Below are 20739 nucleotides of genomic sequence, written 5' to 3' on the forward strand. Positions count from 1 at the left end.
ACTATCAGATTCCCGACATCTTCTTTTTGATTTTCCGCTGTTAGAGCGGATTCATTGGACAAGTATCATCCCCCTACTTACTCGCAGCAGCCCAAGCATCCAGCTGCTTCTGTTTCTCTGCAATAATCTTGTCGATCCCCGCCATTTTCAAAGCACTAATAAAATCCGGCAAGCGCTTCTCAGGGTCGACTGTACCTGTTTCTAACGCTATTCTGTATTGATCCAACACATTTGTCACAGCAGCGATTTCTGTTCGAACCGATTCGGTGTTAAATATAAAGCCAAGTGCTCTGGACTTCCGCGCATTTCTGTTAAATAACGCAAGCTTGTCCCACAGCTTCGGATCATCCCCATTCCAAATATAAGAGAGGAATTGGTTGCCGAACATCCAGCCCAATTGCATGTTATAGCCTGAATTGGTCGCGTTCACACCTTCAGGAAAATCAATCGTGTTATCCGGCAGCTTCGAATAATGCGTGCCTTCGATACCATAATCAAATAGGTTGATTAGCTCCTTATCGGTGTACAGTAAATTCAATAGCAGCATGGCCTTATCAGGGCTTTCCGAGGTTCTGGCGATACTCCACATAATAGAAGTGATGTTATACGTCGTAGTAACCGCAGGCCTCAGATGTACGGCAACCATCTCCATCCCCGTTATTCTTGATTCCTGGCTTTCTATGCCAGGCTTCATATGAGAGATGAAGGAAAAGGCTTTGCCCGCCTTCACCAGGTCATATTGCGTCTCCGTACTTATCGCCGCATCCTTGGCCACGTAACCGGCCAGATACCATCTTCTCACCGTATTCAATAGCTCTGCATACTCCGGCGTCTCGAACATGTTCACGACCAACAGATCGTTGTCATAACCAGGCAGTACACCCATACTGTCCCCCAAGATATCGAAATAGCTGCCCAAATACATATCGATGATGGAATTTCTGTATTTGACCGTAGGAATGAGATTCGGCTCATTCTCCTTGATCGCTTGGAATACAGCGTCTAGATCATCCAATGAGCGGATGGCTGAAGTGTCCACGTTATATTTATCTACTAAATCTTGACGCATCACTATACCATAGTCCGATGCCAAGTCCCTTACAGACGGAATGCCATAAATATGACCATTTATTCTCGTCGCATTCAGGAATGCCGGATCTAAACCGTCAAGCACCTTCGTAATTCCTTGCCCCTGTTCTGCCAAGTTGGCATCAAGCTCAAGCAATAGCCCTTTGGATACTTGCTGACTATAGTTGCCAAGGCCAGTGACGATGAGGTCGATCTTCTCTTTGCCTGCGAACATCAGCATCGTCTGCTGCGACCAAGCGCCCCAGCTAATAGGGATAAGCTTTACCGTCGCTTGAATCTTCGCCTGCGTTATTTTATTAATCTCATCCTGTACCAGAAGCAGATCCTTGGGCTCTGAGCTCGTTGGGAACACCATCGTAATTTCATAGTAATCGCCCCCGGAAGGAGTGCTTGCGCCCTCTTCAGTGCTCGCAATAGGCTGGGTATTGTCTGAACAGCCGCTAATCACTAGCCATACTGTAAGGCATATGAACGTCAACTGCTTGAATCCTTTCATTCCCACACTCATCCTGCTCCCTCAATGCTGGTTTATGTCTCTATAGTACCATTTCTGCCCTAGAGAGAAGGAGTGGGGTTAACCTTTTACCGCGCCAATCGTTAGTCCTTTCACAAAATACTTCTGGAAGAACGGATAAGCGATCAGCAGCGGAATGACCCCTATAGCGGCCATTGCCATACGCATGGAGGCCAGTGGAATATTCGCAGCGATCTCCGCCGTTCGACTGCCTGCTTGCGTGGAGGATTGCAGGAATTGAACGTCGAGCAGAATACGATTCAATAGATTCTGCAAGCTGTAATAGTCGCTATCTGTAATGTAGATCAAACCGTTGAACCAATCATTCCAATATAGAATCGTATAGAGTAGTCCTACCGTTGCAAGTACGGGTGTAGACAGCGGCAATACGATACGATAGAAGATTTTCCATTCCTTCGCCCCGTCGATATAGGCCGATTCAATGATTGCCGTCGGAATAGAGGTTGCGAAGAAAGTGCGCATCAGAATGATAAAAAATCCGTTCATCAGCAAGCCCGGAATAATTAAGGCAAGCATCGTATTTTTCATATCCAAGTAGTTCGTGTAGAGCAGGTAAGTAGGTACGAGTCCTCCGTTGAACAGCATGGTGAAGAACACATAGAAAGCAAGGGTATTACGGAATGGCATTTCAATCCGAGACAGGGGATAAGCGACCATCGCTGTAAGCGTCAGCCCGAGTGCCGTACCTGCCACCGTCGTTACGATCGTAATCGTATATGCCCTTATGATGTCTGATGAGCTATTCCACAAGTAGCTGTAAGCAGAGAAGCTTATTTTATCGGGGAAAAATGCGTACCCGCTGCGAACAAGCTCCATATCGTCGGTTAACGAGGCCGAGAATAACAGCCAGAATGGCATGATACAGAAGAACGTGAACACCAGCATAACGATATTAATGCTCCATTGATACAGCTTGCCTGAACCCTGCATAGTCATTCCCCTTTCTAGAACAGCGCATTGTCTTTGTTGTATTTTCTAACGACCGCATTGGATACGATGACAAGAATGAAGCCAACAAGCGCTTGATATAAGCCAGCAGCTGAGGACATTCCAATATCGCCCAGATTGATCAAAGCACGGTACACGTAAGTATCGATCGTGTTCGTAACTGGCATGAGTGCTCCCGTATTTAGTGGAACCTGGAAGAACAAGCCGAAGTCAGAGTAGAATATCCGGCCAATCGCGAGCAGCGTCATAATCGTAATGACAGGCGCAACGAGCGGAAGCGTGATTTTCATTATTTGCTGCCATCTACCCGCCCCGTCTATCGTCGCAGCCTCATAATACTCGTTATCGATACCGAGAATCGCTGCCAAGTAGATGATGCACAGGTTCCCTACTCCTTTCCAGACGCTTACGATCGTTAAGATCCATGGCCAGTATTTCGTCTCGCTGTACCAAGAGATTGGCTCCAGCCCGAGCATTGGCAGCAGCGACTTATTCATGAAACCGTTCTCAACATCAAGGAAGCCAAGGACCAGATAGCCTACGATAACCATTGAGATTAAGAATGGGAGCAGAATGAGCGTCTGATAAATGCGGGATAAGTAACGTTTGCGAATCTCATTGAGCATAATCGCGAGCGCCAGCGCAATGCCGGTATTAAGCACAATAAATGCGATATTATACAGCAGCGTATTTCTTGTAATGATGTAGGCATCTGTCGTCTTGAACAAATACTCGAAATTTTTCAAGCCGACCCAGTCACTGCCCATTATGCCTTTGGCAAAGTTAATATCTTTGAACGCAATGACGATGCCGAACATCGGCAAATAGTTGTTGATCAGCAGGTACAGCAGTCCAGGGAGCGCCATCAGCACGAGTGCGCGGTATTTTTTCACCTTCCTCATCTCAGTTGCGAATGTCGATTTCCTCTTCACCTTCGATGAGACCTTCTCCATATTCGGGGAGGACGTCTTGGCATTTGCTTGCACGGGTCTCGACCACCTTCGGTTTGTGTATTGGCTTTGCTTGGTCTTATACTATCGCATTGCCAATTGATCAACTACTAAGAATCCGTCCTCCCGCTTTTGAGTTTCCGACATGCTAGAGCTCCAATGAAAAATGCCGCCAGAGGCGGCATTTCGCACGTTCTGGCGGCACTTATTCAACGATAGGAACAGCAGCACTTACGATAATCCTGAGGGGTCATCGCGACTTCCTTCTTGAACAATGTTGAGAAATAGGAAAAGTTCGAGAAGCCGACTGCGAGCGCAACATTACTGATCGTCGTATCCGTCTTACCAAGCAACTCCTTAGCTAGATAGATTCGTTCCCTTAAAATGTAGTCGGATATCGATAAGCCCGTTTCTTTCTTGAACAATTTCACGATGTAATCCGGACTTAATCCGATATAATCAGCAATGTACTGCCTGGACAGCTCCTCATCGATATGAAGCGCGATATAACGCTTAATTCGCTCCACGACCGTCTCGGTGGAGCCCTGTCCCTGAATATGCCCAAGCGCATTCTCCAGCACATCCCTCACCCAAGCCTGCAGCTCCTTAACGCTCTGTGATGCGGATAGAATACGCTCTGGTGACAGATGATCCGAGCAAATCTCATAGGCTCTTAAACCATGCTGCTGCAGCGAATGAAGAATCATCTGGAGGAAGATTTGATAGAATTGCCGCAGCGCTTTGGCGTCCAAATGCGTGAGCTGCTTCCATGACTCCAGAAACTGCTGTGTCTCTTCTATCAGCCTCTTCGTCTCCCCTTGCTTAATAAGCTCTGACCATATATGCACAGGAGGCTGCGGGAGCTGCGATTCCGTCTTGAGCTTGTCATCGATGAAGATGACGCAATCAATAAGATTGACCTGATTCTTCTTGAAGGACTGCAGTGTCTCCACCATATCCCGCAATTCATGCAGTTGTACCGATTTGCCGATGTAGCAGGACAAATGACAGTACAAATATTGGTTGCATACGTCAATAAAGGCATGGCAGCGGCGCTTAATCTCCTTGTAATCAAGTACTAGACCATCCTCTACATGCAGGAAGTCCTGCGCGAAAACAACGAGGATATAATCCGGATTAATCCGCACGATTTGGGCGCTTGTTGAACGCTCAATAACGATCTCTTCCAATGCATTGCGCAGAGCGTACTCCATAATTTGCGCGTCCCGCGGCGTTAAGGATTTATCCCATTGCTGAACGCTAACGACAACAGGAAGGAAATCCATCGATCTCACATACGGGAGCCTGCGCTTGTCGATGACCTCCAGCATTTTTTCCTTATTCGATGGAATCGCTTGATGCAGCACATCCTGCCAGAACCGCTCGGCCGCCATCGTCGTAGATTCCCGTTCATTTCTGATTTTCTCAATCAGCTTCGTCACGACTAGCTTCAATTCCTCATGCGGAACCGGCTTTAACAAATATTCGAAGCTTCCTAACTGGAGAGCTTTCTTCGCATATTGAAAGTCGGCATGGCAGGTTAAGAAGATACAGCCGGTATGAGGATACTGCTCCCGTACCCATTCATATAGCTCCAGTCCATTGCCCTCGGGCATCTCAATATCGCAGATCATCATATCAAAAGGCTGCTTCGTGAACTCCTCCTTCGCTTGCCTCAGATTATTCGCTATAGATACATTCACGATGCCCAGCTTCTGCCATTCGACACTCGATTTGATCCCGCTTGCAATGATGACTTCATCGTCAACGATTAGCAATCGATACATATCTGCTCTACCCCATTTCCTTCGATAAAGGTATGATCATATCGACAACGGCACCGCTATCGTTCGAAAAAGCGATGCTCGCTCGGCCCCCATACAGCAAGCGAAGCCTGCGCCTCACATTCCAAATCCCAATATGCTCGCCTTCATCGTTCATCAGATTAATCTCCTGCTGAAGCTGCTGCAGCAATTCATCGGTGAACCCTTTGCCCGAATCACGAATTTGAATAAGCAGCTTGTCCTCCAAGAGACCTTTTCTAATCGTAATCGTGAGCTGCATGGGCTCATCCATGCTAATGGCGTGCTTAATCGTATTCTCGGCGAAGCCTTGCATAATTAGAGGCGGAACGCTGCTGCTCAGCAGCTCATCTGGAACGGAGATCGTATAAGACAAGTTGTCGGGAAAACGGAATTTCTGGATTTTCAAATAGCTCTCGGTGTGGTTAAGCTCATCTTGCAATAGCACATACTCCGCCTGACTGCGGAACATGAACCGGAAGTAGCGGATAAGCGTAAAGCTAAGCTCCTGGATCAATTCATATTTCTTCTCTTGGGCCAAGTAATAGACGACGTTCAAGCTGTTCAGGAAAAAATGCGGATTAATCTGCAATTGCAGCTGTTTAAGCTCCTCTTTCTGGCTGATCAGCTGCTCCTCATACACGTCGATTTTCAATTGCTGAATTTCGCGAACCATACTATTAAATGTCCCATTCATCAGCTCGAATTCATTCGAGGTTGGCTTGTCTGGAATTCGGGCTTCCAGATACCCCTCTCTAATCTTCCGCATCGCGACGACAATACGGTTGATCGGCAGAAGGATGACTCTGCGCAGGAAGTAGGTGACAATGAGTATAATCAGTCCTGTACCTGTCGCAATGAACAGAATAATTCTCTGCAAATAAGGAAGCTTCTCCAATATCCCTTGGTCAGGCACCATGGCTACTAAGCCGAAATCTCCCTTGGCTGACTTCTCCCCGATGACCAAATAGCGGTTATCTATCCCTGTAAAGCGATAGGTTCCTGGTGTGTAGGCTAGATTGATGTGCTGGTCTTGCAGAAAAGCTTCGCCTTGAAGCGGAGCGTTGCTGCCATCGACAAGCAGCGACCTCCCTTCTGTACCAAGGTCAAGAAGATCGAGCGGCCCCATGACTTCATTCGCATTGACGCCTGCCCCGATATACAGCTGGCCTGCTTGTATCGTATGAACGAGAAAGGCCTGCTCATCCACATGAAGCACCGACCACTCGTTATACGGATAATTCTTCATCGCCTGCTGATCTTGCAGAATACTCGTAATCGCACTCTTGATCGATTCGTTATCACTGTTGGCGGACCCTGTCAGCTTAGGCGCGAACAATAGATCCTTGTTAATAGGCGAATAGACGAAGAAATAATCCAGCGCTTTGTAGTAAGTGGCGTTATCTCTCAGCTCGGAAAAGAGCCATATTCGTTCCAGATTGTATAGATCAACATCGTCCTGCTGTGGACGGTCAAGGATGTCTAAGCCGGACTCTTCCGCCGTAAATTTGAGCAAGTAGTTATCGATGTCCTCCAGCGTAATATCGATGACGCCCATGTATAGATTTAACATATTGCTATTGGATTGTGCGACCTGGTTCCTCACGACATTAATGGAATAGAAGTTGTTATACAGCAGGAAGAAGACGATTGGGAGCATAATAAGCATCAGTCCCACAACCAGCTTGAAGCGAAGTGAATTAAAGAGCGAACGATTCCAGCGTCTCAACCTATGTCACGCCCCTTAATATCTGATAAATAATGAGCATTATACCATGAACAAAGCGAATACTCATCATACTTTGCACAGGCCTATGTGTAGCAGAAAAACCTTTCCAAAGAGATGGAAAGGCCTGCCAATTCTATGTTAGGATACCCTTACAATTCGACTACTTTGCCTGTTTCGGCAGACTTATAGATTGCCTCTAGAATTTGAGTAACGACATAAGCTTGCTCCGGCTTAACGAGAGGCTCTGTATCATTAATAATGCTCTCCAGCCATTGTCTCGCTTCCTTCACACCATCTTCCTCCGCATTAGGCCCGAAGTAGGCAATGCCTCCACTGAACGATGGCTGTGTCTGTACGAGCTGGCCATGCTTCGCATGATTGAATATAACATCGCTTTTGCCTAGTACCGAGCTTCCTTTCATTTCTGCACCGCCCTCGGTACCGCATAGAGTAGTCATCGCTTCTCTTGCATCGATGGTATTGAGCGCCCATGCCGCTTCTAGATAAATCGTGGCACCATTCTCCATCTTGATAAAACCGAACGCAGAATCCTCCACATCATATTTTTGCGGGTCCCATGACCCCATCATATTGCCTTCAACCTTATCAGCCATCTTATGGAACACAGAGCCCGACACCGATACCGGCTTATAATTGTCCATGAACCACAACGCTAGATCAAGCGCATGAGTACCCAGATCGATTAACGGACCTCCACCCTGCTGCTCCTTGTCCAGAAATACGCCCCATGTAGGAACGCCCCGTCTACGGACAGCATGAGCTTTAGTGAAATAGATATCTCCTAATTCGCCTTGGCGGCATGCTTGATACAGAATCTGCGAATCGTTCCTGAACCTGTTCTGGTAACCAATCGTCAGCTTCTTGCCAGTCCGCTTGGCTGCATCCACCATTTTCTTCGCCTCTGCCGAATTGATTGCCATTGGCTTCTCGCACATGACATGCTTGCCCGCCTCCAGCGCATCAACAGTAATGTAGGAATGCTGCAGGTTGGGCGTCAGAACATGGACAACATCGATGCTCTCATCCTTCAGCAGTTCTTTGTAATCGAAGTACACTTTCGCGTCTTCGCTTCCGAAGTCTTTGGCCGCTTTCACCGCATTCTGTTCAACAACATCGCAGAAGGCAACCATTTCACCAAGATGAGCAAGCTTAGCCAGTGAAGGCATATGCTTCTGATTCGCGATGCCGCCGCATCCGATAATACCAATCTTTAGTTTTCCGTTAGCCATATTCTATGTTCCTCCCTATTATCTACAAGTATTGTTGCAGCAGAGCTAGATCATTGCGAATACTGCCGAGCTTGTCAGCCGACTCGCCTTCGTTCTCGACGAGCGCGTAACGGATATTGCCTAGTGAGCGGATTTGCTCATACATCGTGCTGAAATCGAACATTCCCGTACCAAGATCTACGAAATCTCCAGGCCCGATATACTTCTGATAAGCCTCGAACATCGGAAGATCCTCGTCACCGCCTAATCGCATAGCCTCCATGATGTTAAGCTGACTAGTGAGGTTCTTACCAATATCCTTCTGATGGATCATATCGCAGCGGTCGCCAAGCTTCTGGAGGACAGCGATCGGATCAACCCCTGCGCGTATAACCCATGCTAGATCAACTTCAAATTTCACATAAGACGGATCCGTATTAGCCAATAGAATGTCGAACAACGTTTCATCGCCAATCGACTTGAACTCATGTGCATGATTATGCAGATAGAACTTGAACCCGTTCTCTTTCATTGTTCTGCCGATGCTATTCATTTGCTCAGCGGCCTTCAATGTATCTTCACGGTCTTTAATCCACACGGATGGGAGCACAATACCTTCACATTCAAGCCCAGCATAATAGCGCATCACATTGTCCCAATCATGAGAAGCCAGCTCTTGACCTGGATTCGTTCCTTCGTGGACCGCTACAGCCTTAAGGCCAAGCTCCCGGAACTTATCCCTTACCGCTTCCATAGGAATCTCATCGATGTAGCGAGTGAACGTCTTCATATTAAATCCAACAAGCTCAATATTCACATATCCTGCGGCAGCCACCTTCTCCAAGGTTCCGAAGTAATCCTCGCCAAGCTCCCTATAGACCGAAAAAATATTAATACCTGCAGCAATCGCCATTGACTTCATACCCCCATCTCGTGTGAATGATTATGATATCTTGAAGCTGTATTTGACTCTAATCATAAAATACTTCCGCTCTCTTATCTTTCATGAATCCGTCCTCCCACTATTGAATTTCCGCACTAGAACGATAAAAAAAGTCGGAGCAACGGTGTACCAACCGCTGATCCGACTATAGGGTTTGAACAATCTATGAATACCTAGCTCCATTGTCACCGCCCACTTGCACCCATTTCCATTCTAATCTCTTGCGGCAGCTTCTTCGAGGCACTCGGCACCTCGCGCGGACTATGGTCGACGGTTTCCGCAGAGTAGATCATAATGCTTGCCGTACCGTTCTGTGCATAAGCACGAATCAGGACGGGCTGATCATATTTGTTCTGGAATACAAAATCCGGTCCATACCAGCTCACAGTCGCATCGCGGCCTGGCGGCACATACGGCACATTGCGGCTATGGGAATAACGATTGACGATTAACAGCCCCGCCCGATCCACTGCATTGAACAAGGTAGAAGAGATCTGACAGATGCCTCCGCCAATTCCTTCCGATACTTCTCCTCGCACGATTATGCCCGCTCGCTTATAGCCTTTCTCCTCCGTACGTTTGCCGACGGTCTCGTTGAACGAGAAATTCTCCCCCGGGAATACGACGCGATTGTTAATCGCCTGAGCGGCTAGATGAATGTTATGGGAACGATTCTTATTGCGGCTGTTGTAATACGTCGTATACCCTCCGATTCTCTTCGCTATGATGGTTGACATCAGCTCGCTATCGACTCTTGGGTATACCGGGAGGAGCGGCGCCTGCATGCTGGCATTGCCCTCGAATATGTAGCTGTAGAATTGCTCCTCGAATAAGCTTCGGTCAAGCTTATAGCCAGACTGTTCAGGAATAATGCCTCCCGATCCGCTTAATGCAGCATCTATAGGCGGTATATAGACGCGTTTCTCCACCTCAGCTATGAGCTGATTGAGCTTAAGCTCATTAATAACAGGCACACCTGGCAATGGATAGGTATACTCACGGCCCTGCACCTCCATGATCGCTTGACCTCGATGTTCAATAGTCAGAGACTGGTTGATTGTGTTATTGCTCCCGTCTGCAGGGGGCGGTTGAATAAGAAGTAAAAGAGCCAATACGAATGTGGGCAGCACAGAAGTCATCCTTCCCTAATCATTTAACCGACCTAGTATGATTCAAATTCAACAATTCCATTCCATCGCCCCTTTGTCACATAAATAGGTGGCACTTAGCTTAATCTATAACGAGCATTATTCATTAAGCGGAGGTTCCCGATGAAGCCAAGAATTAGATCAAGCCTTGTTACGGTGATCGCAGCAACAATGACGCTTGCCATTATGCTGTCTCTTACGACTAACCTTCATGTACAAGCGAAGGGTTCGCGCGGAGGAGCGGAGCGTAAGGCCAAGGCCGTTATCTCGATAACAGTCCGTGCCAACGAGAATGCCGAGCTTGAGACAAGGCTCGACATGAACAGCAGCGAATTCGCCAAGGCTCTCAAGCAAGCGAAGGAGGAGCATGCGGACAAGGCCTCCGATATGATTCCCGATGTGTGGATTGAGCTGCTGCAGAATGGGAGAAACGTCCATTATCGACTAGAGGAGAAGGGCAATCTGTGGAGCGAGGCTTCACAGAAGAGATACTTACTGCCAGACAAGGCAGCGGGCAGACTTCTGCGGCTTGCTGAAGTGCTGCGCAAGCAGCATTATGGTGAGATGAAGCCTTGGGAATCCGTCACTCAAGCGTTCCCGAGGAAGAGTATATTTGACGTAACCGAGCTGGAATCAGGACTTACCTTCCGCGTACAGCGCCGTGCCGGCAGTGATCATGCAGATGTCCAGCCGTTAACCCGAGCAGACACGAGGATCATGAAACAAATCTACAATGATCATTGGAGCTGGAATAGGAAGGCTGTGCTTGTCCATGCAGACGGACAATGGATCGCTGCTTCCATGAACGGCATGCCTCATGGCGGTGACGGGATTCCGGAGAATGGCTTCTCGGGGCATTTCTGCATTCATTTTCTGGGCAGCAGCACGCACAAATCGGAGGATCCGGACTTGGCTCATCAGCTTATGGTGCATAAGGCAGGAGGAGAATTGCGAGCATGGTTCGATTCCGCTTCGCCTCATGCGCTAGCTAGAATGTTCGTTGTTCTCTTGAAGCATCAGGACGAGAGCACGCTGAGGAGGCTTGCCCAAGACATGCCGGAGACGAAGGTGAATGATATCGTTCAAGTGATGCTGACGATGACGTCGATCAAGGAGAAAGAGCAGAAGAAGGCGGACGGCTCTGGACGTTTAGATGCAGAGGCTGATGAGAGCCTTTCGGCTGCAATCACGATTCCCGTCACCGTCTTGATTAAGAATCATTCAGAGAAGAGCCTGGCTTACCAATTCGAATTCCGCCGCGCAACGAAGCAGTCTCCATGGAGAATGGTGGACGCTGCTGGTGTTGTAAGGTGAACCGTTAGTTCACACCTAACAATTGCTCCGCCATTGCTCGTGGATCATCCGATAGCGATATCGCTGATATGACTGCGATTCCGTCCGAGCCTGCTTCCATGACCTTCTTGGCATTAGAATGCTCGATGCCGCCAATAGCGACAATCGGCAGGTCCGGATACTTCCTAGACATAGCTTGCAAGAAGCCCGTACCCGCGGCAGGCTTGGCATCCAGCTTCGTGCTCGTGGAATAGATCGGACCAATGCCGATATAATCAGCTCCAGCATGAATAGCCTTCTCTACCTCTTCTGCCGTGTGCGCGGATACTCCTAGTATTCGATGACCAATTCGGTCTCTAACTAGCTGGGCATCCTCATCCTCTTGGCCAATATGAACACCATCTGCATCAATAGAAAGAGCCAGCTCGATATCATCATTCACGATGAAGGGAACCTCATATTGCTTACACAGCAGTTGGCAAGCTAGGGCGAAATCCACATAGGCCTGTTCTCTAAGCGCATCGGCCCCCTTCTCACGCAGCTGGAAGCAGGTAACTCCGCCTCGCAGCGCCTCTTCCATAACCAATAGCGGAGCTGCGCTCCCTGTATTATTGCTTCCCATTATGAAATAAAGCTTGAGCTGCTCACGATTCAATGATCTGAACCTCCTGCTCCATTCCGCCTTGCTTGTAGGCAAAATGATTCGTAGGACCATGCCCCTGACCCAGCTCTAATCCATTGGCAATTGCAGCTTGAATGAATCGCTTGGCATCAACGATAGCATCCTCCAGCGATTTGCCGAGTGCCAAATGTGCCGTAATCGCAGCAGAGAAGGTACATCCCGTGCCATGCGTATCCTTCGTCTGCACTCTGTGGGATTGCACAGCAAAGGATGAACCATTTTGCACAAAAACAACATCCTTCGCATACTCATCGTCGCTGCGATGTCCACCTTTCATCACGACAGCCTTCGCTCCAAGTTGCAAGATTCGGCTAGCTGCAAGCTCCACATCTGCATCGGTATGAATCGACATGCCAGCTAGCACTTCTGCCTCGGGAATATTAGGCGTAATAACGGCTGCGAGGGGGATCAGATGCTCCTTCAATGCCGCAATCGCCTCTTGCAGCAGCAAGGATGCTCCGCCTTTGGCTATCATCACCGGATCGATAATGAGCATAGGTGTACCATATTGGCGCAGTACTCTCGCTACTTCAGCAATAATGTCTGCCGAGAACAGCATGCCTGTTTTCACACAAGCAACTTGGAAATCAGACAGCACCGCTTCCATCTGGCTTGCAACACCATGGGCATCAATCGGATATACACCATGAACGCCTAACGTATTCTGTGCCGTTATCGCCGTTATTGCGGAGGTTCCGAACACCCCTAGCTCTTGAAATGTCTTCAGATCCGCCTGTATGCCCGCTCCTCCGCCACTATCTGAGCCCGCAATTGTCATCGCTACTCTAATCATGATTCGATTGCTCCTTCGCTTAATTGCGAGATGCCATTCAGCACCTGTACACCAAATTCGCCGATAGCCCTACTTCGCTCACCTGCATATTCACCCACACGCTTATAGAAAGCCATCACTTCGGATACGGCTGTATAGTAGTCTCCCCCAGACACCGCAGCTCCAGCACAGCATATGGCACTTAACAGACAGCCCGAGCCTGTAATGTTAGGCATACGTGCATCTCCGCCATGAATCTCAATATGCTGAATACCATCCGTTACTACATCTATCGCTCCTGTAACAGCAACGACACATTCATATCTAGCAGCTACGCTCTTAGCTAGACTAACCATGTCGGCGTTCCCTGTTCCGCTGTCGACTCCTTTGGCCTCCCAGGGTACCTCTGCGATAGCAGCCAGCTCTCCCGCATTACAGCGGATCACAGCCACCTTAACGTTGTCCAGCAAGATGCGTATCGTTTCTTTGCGATAGGTGGTTGCTCCTGCACCGACCGGATCCAGTACAACCGGAATCCCCTTCTCGTTCGCGCATTTGCCGGCCACAAGCATCGACTGTACCGTACGGCTATTCAAAGTGCCAATATTGAGCAGCAGCCCTGATGCAATGCCCGTCATTTCCTTGATCTCCTCGATTGCATCCGCCATAACCGGTGATGCTCCGACAGCCAGCAGACCATTGGCTACAAAATTAGCCGTGACATAGTTCGTTACACAGTGGATAAGCGGATTATTTTCTCGTATATGATGAATAGCAGTCATGGGTAGATTCCTCCTAATAGCGTGCTGATGTGTGGTGAAAATAAAAATACCCCTTCATAGAGAAGAGGTATAGAACCAGCGCCCGGTTTGGACACAATTTCGTTTACTCCCTACGCTAGTATGAACTAACAGGTTCAAAGGGTCAGGTTTTAACCTTCTCAATTCCGAAGAATCCCCCCGCAAACATTACATATTTAATTAATTATAGAATAGGCTGATCTAGAAGTTTCTATGTAAGAATAGCAGTATGTGTGTGCATGGTCAATTAGTATTCTATCTATCATTTTCGTATACGGCGCCTTTTGGTATTCCAAACCTTGATCCAGATACCCTTCTCATCATCCCGAAGAAATCGAATTCCCATGATGCTAAGAGGTGTCCAAATCTCACTATAATAGTAACGAGGCATATCTCATCTTTCCTTTATTATAAATTCCCAAGTTGCTGCTCATAGATGATTAACGCTCCGGCTTCCGACCAATACCCGGCGATATCACTTGAGGTTGCTTCATCTACAACGAAGACTGCGAACTTCGTTGTATGAACGACCTCAACTGAAATGTGATTCTTGTATGTTGTGGCTCCTGCTACCTCTACCCATACCCTCATCACTTCATCATAATAAAAGACAGATACCTTCTGATGGCTCTTCAAGCTCTTCGAATCAAACTCCAAAATGATCGTGACTGGTTTGCTGAAGTTCTCAGGGAAGTTTTTCAGGATCTCAAATACGGGACTCGCTAGAACCTCTTGATTCGTTAGAAGCTGCTCGGGATCTGGCACTTTCTTTATCGTTAATATCAGTTCTTTGTGAGCAGCGCCTGACGGAACAATGACTGTTATCGCATCTTCCAAGCTAACCTCTCCCTTTTTATCCACTGGAAGTGTTGTCGTGCCATTAGTGCAGCTATGGTCGAAAAACTTGGTATAGCTGCTCCGACCGAGCTTATCTATTTAACTATAAATCTATCTCCCACAAAAAAATACTCCCCATTCGGGGAGTATTTCGGAATACAAGGGTCTTAAGTACCCTTTTGTATAATTAATTAACATTTCTAAAAATCTTCTAATTTATTATCATTAACTGCTTGGCTCGCTGCAGAGCTTGAATGCGATTGCCGACTCCAAGCTTTCTGTATATATTCTTGATATGAAACTTCACCGTTTCACCTGTAACATTCAATTGCTTAGCTACTTCCTTATTCGATAGTCCATCCGCAAGCAGCCATAACACTTTCGTTTCTTGCTCGGTTAGCAGTTCTTTCGACTTCTCTTCGGACGTAGGATCACAAGCTAACAGCAATTGCTTCACATAGGCTAGAGTCACACGCGAGTTATCCCCTATAAGACTGCCTAGTTGCACTTTCATATAAGCTGCTAGCAGCTCCGCCATAATTGCTCCTTCATCAATAAAGCTGCGGATATATCCCTCTGGCTCTGCCAGCTGTAAGGCAGTTTCCAACTGAAGCTGAGCAGCCTCCGTCTGTCCCACCTGCTGATGCGTCACACTTTGCATAATTAACACTTTAATACGGTCGCGAAGACGATCTTCCCTCTCAAGCAATTCCAGTAATCGCCCCAGAAAGTGCAGTGCTTCTTCCTCTCTCTCACATGCTGCAAGCACTCTTGCCAGACACAGATACTCTGCCATACGATTCAGCGAAAGCTCATCCGTATGCTTGAGCCCGCATTTATCCAACCAAGCAAGAGCATCCTTGAGCGAGCCTTGCCGTATGGATAAGCAAGCTTGTTCAGCTTCGATCTTCAACATGAACCATTCATAATCGGGGGAGTTAATCTGCAGCTTCAATTGAGTGAGCAGCTCTGATGCTCGCCTTGGATTCCCTTGGGCTTGCCCAATTCGTGAAGCGCTGATCGCAATCTGTATCATGATCCTTGCGAACGGCTGCATGTCCGCACGTCCAAGAGCTTGATTAATGATCCGCTCTGCCTCATCGAGTCGATTCCACTCGTACAGCAGCTTACTATATGAGGCATACAAGCAGCCTATAAAAGGATAGTCCTTCTTCTGACCCCAGACGGTTGTCCATCTCTGTAAAAAGGCTTCAGCAGCATGCAGATCGTTAATAAGCGATAGATGATCGTCGAATGATTCATATCCCTGATATCGGTTGCGCCCCATTGTCTGGAAGAAGCTTCCTTCCGGCACATAACGTTCGACCAGCTCAAAGTAGGCAGCCGTACTCTCCAAGTCCTTGTGCAGATAAGCGATGACCGAACAGAAGAAATAAATATTGCCCATGGCCTGCTCCCACTGTGCATCATTCCACTTGCCCTGCATCTCTTGGAAGCGCAGCTCCGCCTGCTTCACTCTCACGAAAGCCGCATCCCATTCACCAACTCCCAGCAGCACCGATATATAGAATAATTCGAGCATAGGCTTGTCTGCCAATGAATCCTCTGGCAGTCTCGTTACCCATCTGATCAACACCGTACTCTTCGATTGCACCAGCGTATGTAGGTTTTTCTCAATTAAGCGAACGGCATCCACGGTCTGCTGCCCTTCCAAATAATGCTCTACCGCCTCTTCATCGTAACCATGTCTCTCCAGCCAATTCGCCGCAGCAACATGTACGTGTACCCACTTGTCTGGCTCTGTCCGATACAATTGCCGCTCCAGAAAATCCGCCAGCAAATGATGATAGCGATACCAATGCCTATGATCATCAAGAGGAATAATAAATAAGTTCAGCTGCTCCAGTCTTTCCAGCTGGTCTTGGCAGTCCGTTTGTCCAGTGACAGCTTGACATAAGGATTCGTTCATTCGGCTCAGAATAGAAGTGGCTAGCAAAAAAGCTCGCAGCTGCTCCGATTGATGCTGATACACTTCCTCCAGCAAATAATCAGATATGTGATGCTGATGACCGCTGAATTGTTGAATAGTCTGAGCAATATCCTCACTCGTCTTCAGCGAGATCGCCGCCAGCTGCAAGCCGCTAATCCAGCCCTCTGTCTGATCGAACAGCTTCGACACTTGCTCTAGTGTGAGCGTCAGCTTCGCCAGATCCCGAAAAAACACGAGCCCTTCATCCATTTGAAATCGCAAATCCCGCATGTTGATCCGGTGTAATTCACCTTTGGCTAGAAGCCTTGCGGTCGGTATGGCTAGCTCACTGCGGCTGACAATATAGAGATGGATATGAGGAGGCAAATGCTCGAGCAGATAAGCCATCGACTGATTAATAGAAGGGAGCTCAATGACATGATAATCATCTAGAATGATGACCAGCTCGTCGGTTAATAGATTCAGCTCATTCAACAGCGCTGCGATGGCAGGCTCCAAGCTCGTCAAGGGTCCGCTTGTAAGCAGTGGTCCGACTGTTAAGCCGAAGTCAGGCTCTCTCTCCTGTATGGAAGCTATGACGTATTGCCAGAATTGAATCCAATCATTGTCCTGCTTATCAAGTGACAACCATGCAACCAGGCTGTTGCTGCTCTTCTGCTTCACCCATTCACTTAAAGCCGTAGTCTTGCCGTATCCAGCCTGAGCCGACACAATCGTCAGCTTAACAGCCATACCTTCATTAAGCTTGTGCATCAGCCGCGGCCTGGATACCAGACTGCTGCGTGTATGAGGGATATGAAGTTTGGTACTTACTAGCAATGAGTTGTCCTCCATATCTATATCGATATCGATGTGATTCTAGGAATATGGGAATGATAGTCGAATGCCTGTCTGAGATACCCTGCGACTTACGCAGCAAGGAAGAACTAGGTGGACGATACGATTGATTAATGTTGGGGCTTGGGGTGATGGAGATTCTACGAGGTTCATATCTCACACTAGTATATCAGAATAGACCATAGTAACCTATGGAAGCTCGTTTATAGGGGGCTCGAATGAACAATAAGAGAGGCAGTGCTGGAATAGTTCGCAGCACCGCCTCTCTTATCATTTCTTATATAGCTGCTATTCGCGCAATGCGGATAGCTCCTCTAAGATGATATCTATTTTATCCTTAGGGATAATGCCGCCCATCGGATGATTCGCAGCCGCCATTAGAGGAGCGCCGCCGAGGAAGCCCAGATTGCCTGATATACCCGGTACATGACGCTCAAGAATCGTTCTGGCGGAGTCCCATTCGATTAGTTCGCGCATAAGTGTTGTATACGAATAGCTCCTGTAGGAGAAGAGCGGCCTAGCATAACGGAACGTATAGCGGCCTGCGCCAAGCTCGAACCGAACGCCTTCCTCCGTCTGCTCCAACACCCGGACACCTTCCGCTTCCGTTAGCGCAGCTTCTCCTTCTCGAACGCCGTCGATCTGCGCCCCCGGCAGCAGCACCGAAGCTGAGCCATTCGCTGGAACTGCAATTCGCACCTCAGCTTGATCAGCGGTGAGCGTCCATCCGGATTTGTATAAGCCGTACATGGAATCATAGGATGCCTCGGCATGCGTCAAGCCGCCGCCATTCCATTGCGGCTCGATCCGAACTTTCTTATAACCGGGCTCACTGCTATCTGGCGCCAGACCAGCCACTGCCTTGTACATCCATTCCCCTACGGCACCATATGCGTAGTGGTTGAACGAGTTCATATCGTCACTCCAGAACGAGCCGTCCTGCTTAATGCCGTCCCAATGCTCCCATATGGTCGTTGCACCTTTCGTAACCGAATAGAGCCACGATGGATAAGTCTGCTGCAGCAGCAGCTTCACAGCTGTCTCATGATAGCCGTTCTGAGACAGAGCGAAGCATAGATACGGCGTACCGACGAACCCAGTCGTTAGATGATAGTCACTGCTGACGATCAGCTCGTTCAGCTCGGAGGCGATTCGCTTCCGATCCTTCTCCTCAGCAAGATCGAATACGAGCGCGAGCACATGTGCGGTTTGCGTCGGTGCGGATACCCGCCCGTTCGGTGTAATGAACTCTTTGCGGTACTCGGCAACAATCCGTTCCGCCAGCTCGCCATAATAGGCGGCATCCTCCTGAAGACCAAGAACTGCTGCCGCATCTCGTACAATTCGGGTCGACAAAGCAAAATAAGCAGCCGTTACCATGAACGGAGGGGTTGCCCCTATATAGCTGTTCTCCTTGGCATCCAGAGCCAGCCAGTCGCCGAAGTGGAAGCCTGTATTCCACACCTCTTCCTGTTCGCCCTGTGAACGAATGTAATCCACCCATGCCTTCATGCTGCTGTATTGCTCAGCAAGCATGCGTGTATCTCCGAAGCTTGTATAGACAGCCCAAGGAATAACCGTTGCCGCGTCACCCCAAGCAGCAGAAGAGTAGCCCTTCAGGATATTCGGAACGACGAAGGGCACGCCGCCCTCCGGCAGCTGATCAGCTTCCAAGTCTCGCAGCCATTTGGTGAAGAACTGACCGCCATTGTAATTGAACAATGCGGTGCCTACGAATACTTGGGCATCTCCCGTCCAGCCCAGACGCTCATCACGCTGCGGACAATCCGTCGGTACATCGAGGAAGTTGCCTCGTTGTCCCCACGTAATATTGCTCTGCAGCTGATTGACGAGCGGATCAGAGCATTCGAAGGTTCCGGTCCGCTGCATATCAGAATGAATGACCTCGCCGACGAAGGCATCCATCGACAATCCATCCTCTTGCCCTGGGAAGCCTGTCACTCGCACATAGCGGAAGCCTTGGAAGGTAAAATGTGGCGCATACGTTTCTGTGCCCTCCCCCTTGGCTATATAAGTAACGAGCTGCTTGGCTGTACGAATATTGCCCGGATAGAAATTGCCGTCCTTGTCCAGCACCTCAGCATGCTGCAGCGTCATGACCGTTCCTGCCGCTGCTTCAACCGTTATGCGCAGACGCCCTACCATGTTCTGACCCATATCCAGCACCGTGTCGCCCTCAGGGGTTACGATGACAGCAATCGGATGAATTGTCTCTGTCACCCGGGTTGGCACATTCTCTTGTGCTACTAGTACCGATAACGGCAGCTCAAGCTGCTCCACGCCGCCCCATTCGTCATCGTTGAAGCTTGGCTCACTCCACGCTTGCTCTAGACGTGCGTCATACGTTTCACCGTCATAGATTTCAGACAGCAGAACCGCACCCGTCGACGATTTCCAAGAATGATCAGAGACGATCACCTCCTCCGTTCCATCTGTATAGAGGATATGCAGCTGAACAAGTGCGGCACGACGATCTCCATAGTGGTTCGACTGGTTCTCCCAGCCAAGACGCCCTTTGTACCAGCCATTCGCAATGGCAACACCTATACTGTTGGCACCCTCGCGCAGCTGCTTCGTCACATCATAGGTCTGATATTGGAGACGCTTGTTATAGCTCGTCCAGCCGGGAGCAAGCAGGGCGTCGCCGACCTTGCCTCCATTCACATACAGATCATAGACACCCGCAGCGGAAGCATAGACTCGAGCTGACGCAACAGCTGCTCCGCGAAGCGAGAACGGCTTGCGGAGCAGGAAAGCTGGCTCAGCCTTCGGATCGATATGGCTTGCATCAGGTGTAATCCATGCGGCCTGCCATTCCTCTGCCCCCTTCAAGAAAGCGGTCTCGAACCAAGCAGCGGCACTCCATGCTGATTCATTCCCTTCCGTACCCTGCACCTTGACCCGGACGTAATAGCGTGTGCGCGAGGACAGCTCAGGTCCGCCATACTCGATATGAAGTGAGCTGCTCGACGCAATATCCCCAGAGTCCCATAGTAGTTCTGAGAAGCTGTCCTCACTTGCCACCTGTATCGTATAAGCCTTCTGCTCTATGCCTCGGCGGTCTGACGCCAGCTTCCAGCTGATTCGCGGGCGAGCAATAGCTGTTCCCAGCAGGCTGCTGCGATATTCTACTGTCAAATCTGTAATGGCTAATGGTGTCATTCGTCATTCTC

15 protein-coding genes and 1 riboswitch are annotated in these 20739 nt (G+C 48.8%); of the genes, 1 reads left to right on the top strand and 14 read right to left on the bottom strand.

Annotated features, from left to right (window positions below):
- Positions 1-73 precede the first annotated feature (73 nt).
- From AC6ESP_RS10940 to AC6ESP_RS10975, 8 genes are all read right to left on the bottom strand, one after another.
- On the bottom strand, positions 74-1597 hold the full coding sequence (locus AC6ESP_RS10940) for an ABC transporter substrate-binding protein (RefSeq protein ID WP_497096760.1): 1524 nt from the start codon (positions 1595-1597) through the stop codon (positions 74-76).
- Positions 1598-1663: 66 nt separating this feature from the next.
- Entirely contained in the window at positions 1664-2554 is an 891-nt protein-coding gene (locus AC6ESP_RS10945) for a carbohydrate ABC transporter permease (protein WP_497096902.1), read from the bottom strand.
- A 14-nt stretch (positions 2555-2568) separates the two neighbouring features.
- Positions 2569-3474, bottom strand: a complete 906-nt coding sequence (locus AC6ESP_RS10950) for an ABC transporter permease (RefSeq protein WP_497096903.1) — start codon at positions 3472-3474, stop codon at positions 2569-2571.
- Positions 3475-3731: 257 nt separating this feature from the next.
- The gene (locus AC6ESP_RS10955) at positions 3732-5309 is read right to left on the bottom strand and encodes a response regulator transcription factor (protein ID WP_497096761.1); all 1578 of its coding nucleotides are present in this window, start codon (positions 5307-5309) and stop codon (positions 3732-3734) included.
- 7 nt (positions 5310-5316) lie between these two features.
- On the bottom strand, positions 5317-7053 hold the full coding sequence (locus AC6ESP_RS10960) for a sensor histidine kinase (RefSeq protein ID WP_497096762.1): 1737 nt from the start codon (positions 7051-7053) through the stop codon (positions 5317-5319).
- Positions 7054-7202: 149 nt separating this feature from the next.
- Complete coding sequence (locus AC6ESP_RS10965) at positions 7203-8303, bottom strand: Gfo/Idh/MocA family protein (protein WP_497096763.1); 1101 nt, start codon at positions 8301-8303, stop codon at positions 7203-7205.
- Positions 8304-8325: 22 nt separating this feature from the next.
- Positions 8326-9195 (bottom strand): sugar phosphate isomerase/epimerase family protein, encoded by an 870-nt coding sequence (locus tag AC6ESP_RS10970; protein ID WP_497096764.1) that lies wholly within the window; start codon positions 9193-9195, stop codon positions 8326-8328.
- 215 nt (positions 9196-9410) lie between these two features.
- Positions 9411-10355, bottom strand: a complete 945-nt coding sequence (locus AC6ESP_RS10975; RefSeq protein WP_497096765.1) for a VanW family protein — start codon at positions 10353-10355, stop codon at positions 9411-9413.
- Between the two features lie 141 nt (positions 10356-10496).
- Between AC6ESP_RS10975 and AC6ESP_RS10980 the strand changes: the two genes are divergently transcribed.
- Positions 10497-11687 (top strand): hypothetical protein, encoded by a 1191-nt coding sequence (locus AC6ESP_RS10980; RefSeq protein WP_497096766.1) that lies wholly within the window; start codon positions 10497-10499, stop codon positions 11685-11687.
- Positions 11688-11691: 4 nt separating this feature from the next.
- Here the strand turns inward: AC6ESP_RS10980 and thiE are convergent, their stop codons facing one another.
- The 6 genes from thiE to AC6ESP_RS11010 form a co-directional block, all read right to left on the bottom strand.
- On the bottom strand, positions 11692-12321 hold the full coding sequence (gene thiE / locus AC6ESP_RS10985; RefSeq protein WP_497096767.1) for a thiamine phosphate synthase: 630 nt from the start codon (positions 12319-12321) through the stop codon (positions 11692-11694).
- The gene (gene thiD, locus AC6ESP_RS10990) at positions 12311-13141 is read right to left on the bottom strand and encodes a bifunctional hydroxymethylpyrimidine kinase/phosphomethylpyrimidine kinase (RefSeq protein ID WP_497096768.1); all 831 of its coding nucleotides are present in this window, start codon (positions 13139-13141) and stop codon (positions 12311-12313) included. The genes thiE and thiD overlap by 11 nt, the downstream gene beginning before the upstream one ends.
- Positions 13138-13902: a hydroxyethylthiazole kinase gene (thiM, locus tag AC6ESP_RS10995; protein ID WP_497096769.1), complete on the bottom strand. Its 765-nt coding sequence runs from the start codon at positions 13900-13902 to the stop codon at positions 13138-13140. Before thiM ends, thiD begins: the two co-directional genes overlap by 4 nt.
- A 90-nt stretch (positions 13903-13992) precedes the next feature.
- Positions 13993-14091, bottom strand: a riboswitch (TPP riboswitch).
- Positions 14092-14328: 237 nt separating this feature from the next.
- Entirely contained in the window at positions 14329-14757 is a 429-nt protein-coding gene (locus AC6ESP_RS11000) for a hypothetical protein (RefSeq protein ID WP_497096770.1), read from the bottom strand.
- 211 nt (positions 14758-14968) lie between these two features.
- A complete protein-coding gene (locus tag AC6ESP_RS11005; RefSeq protein ID WP_497096771.1) occupies positions 14969-17527 on the bottom strand; it encodes a winged helix-turn-helix domain-containing protein in 2559 nt (852 codons plus the stop codon).
- A 306-nt stretch (positions 17528-17833) separates the two neighbouring features.
- A complete protein-coding gene (locus AC6ESP_RS11010; RefSeq protein ID WP_497096772.1) occupies positions 17834-20728 on the bottom strand; it encodes a family 78 glycoside hydrolase catalytic domain in 2895 nt (964 codons plus the stop codon).
- Positions 20729-20739: the final 11 nt, after the last annotated feature.

It is taken from the genome of Paenibacillus xinjiangensis (genome assembly GCF_059686975.1).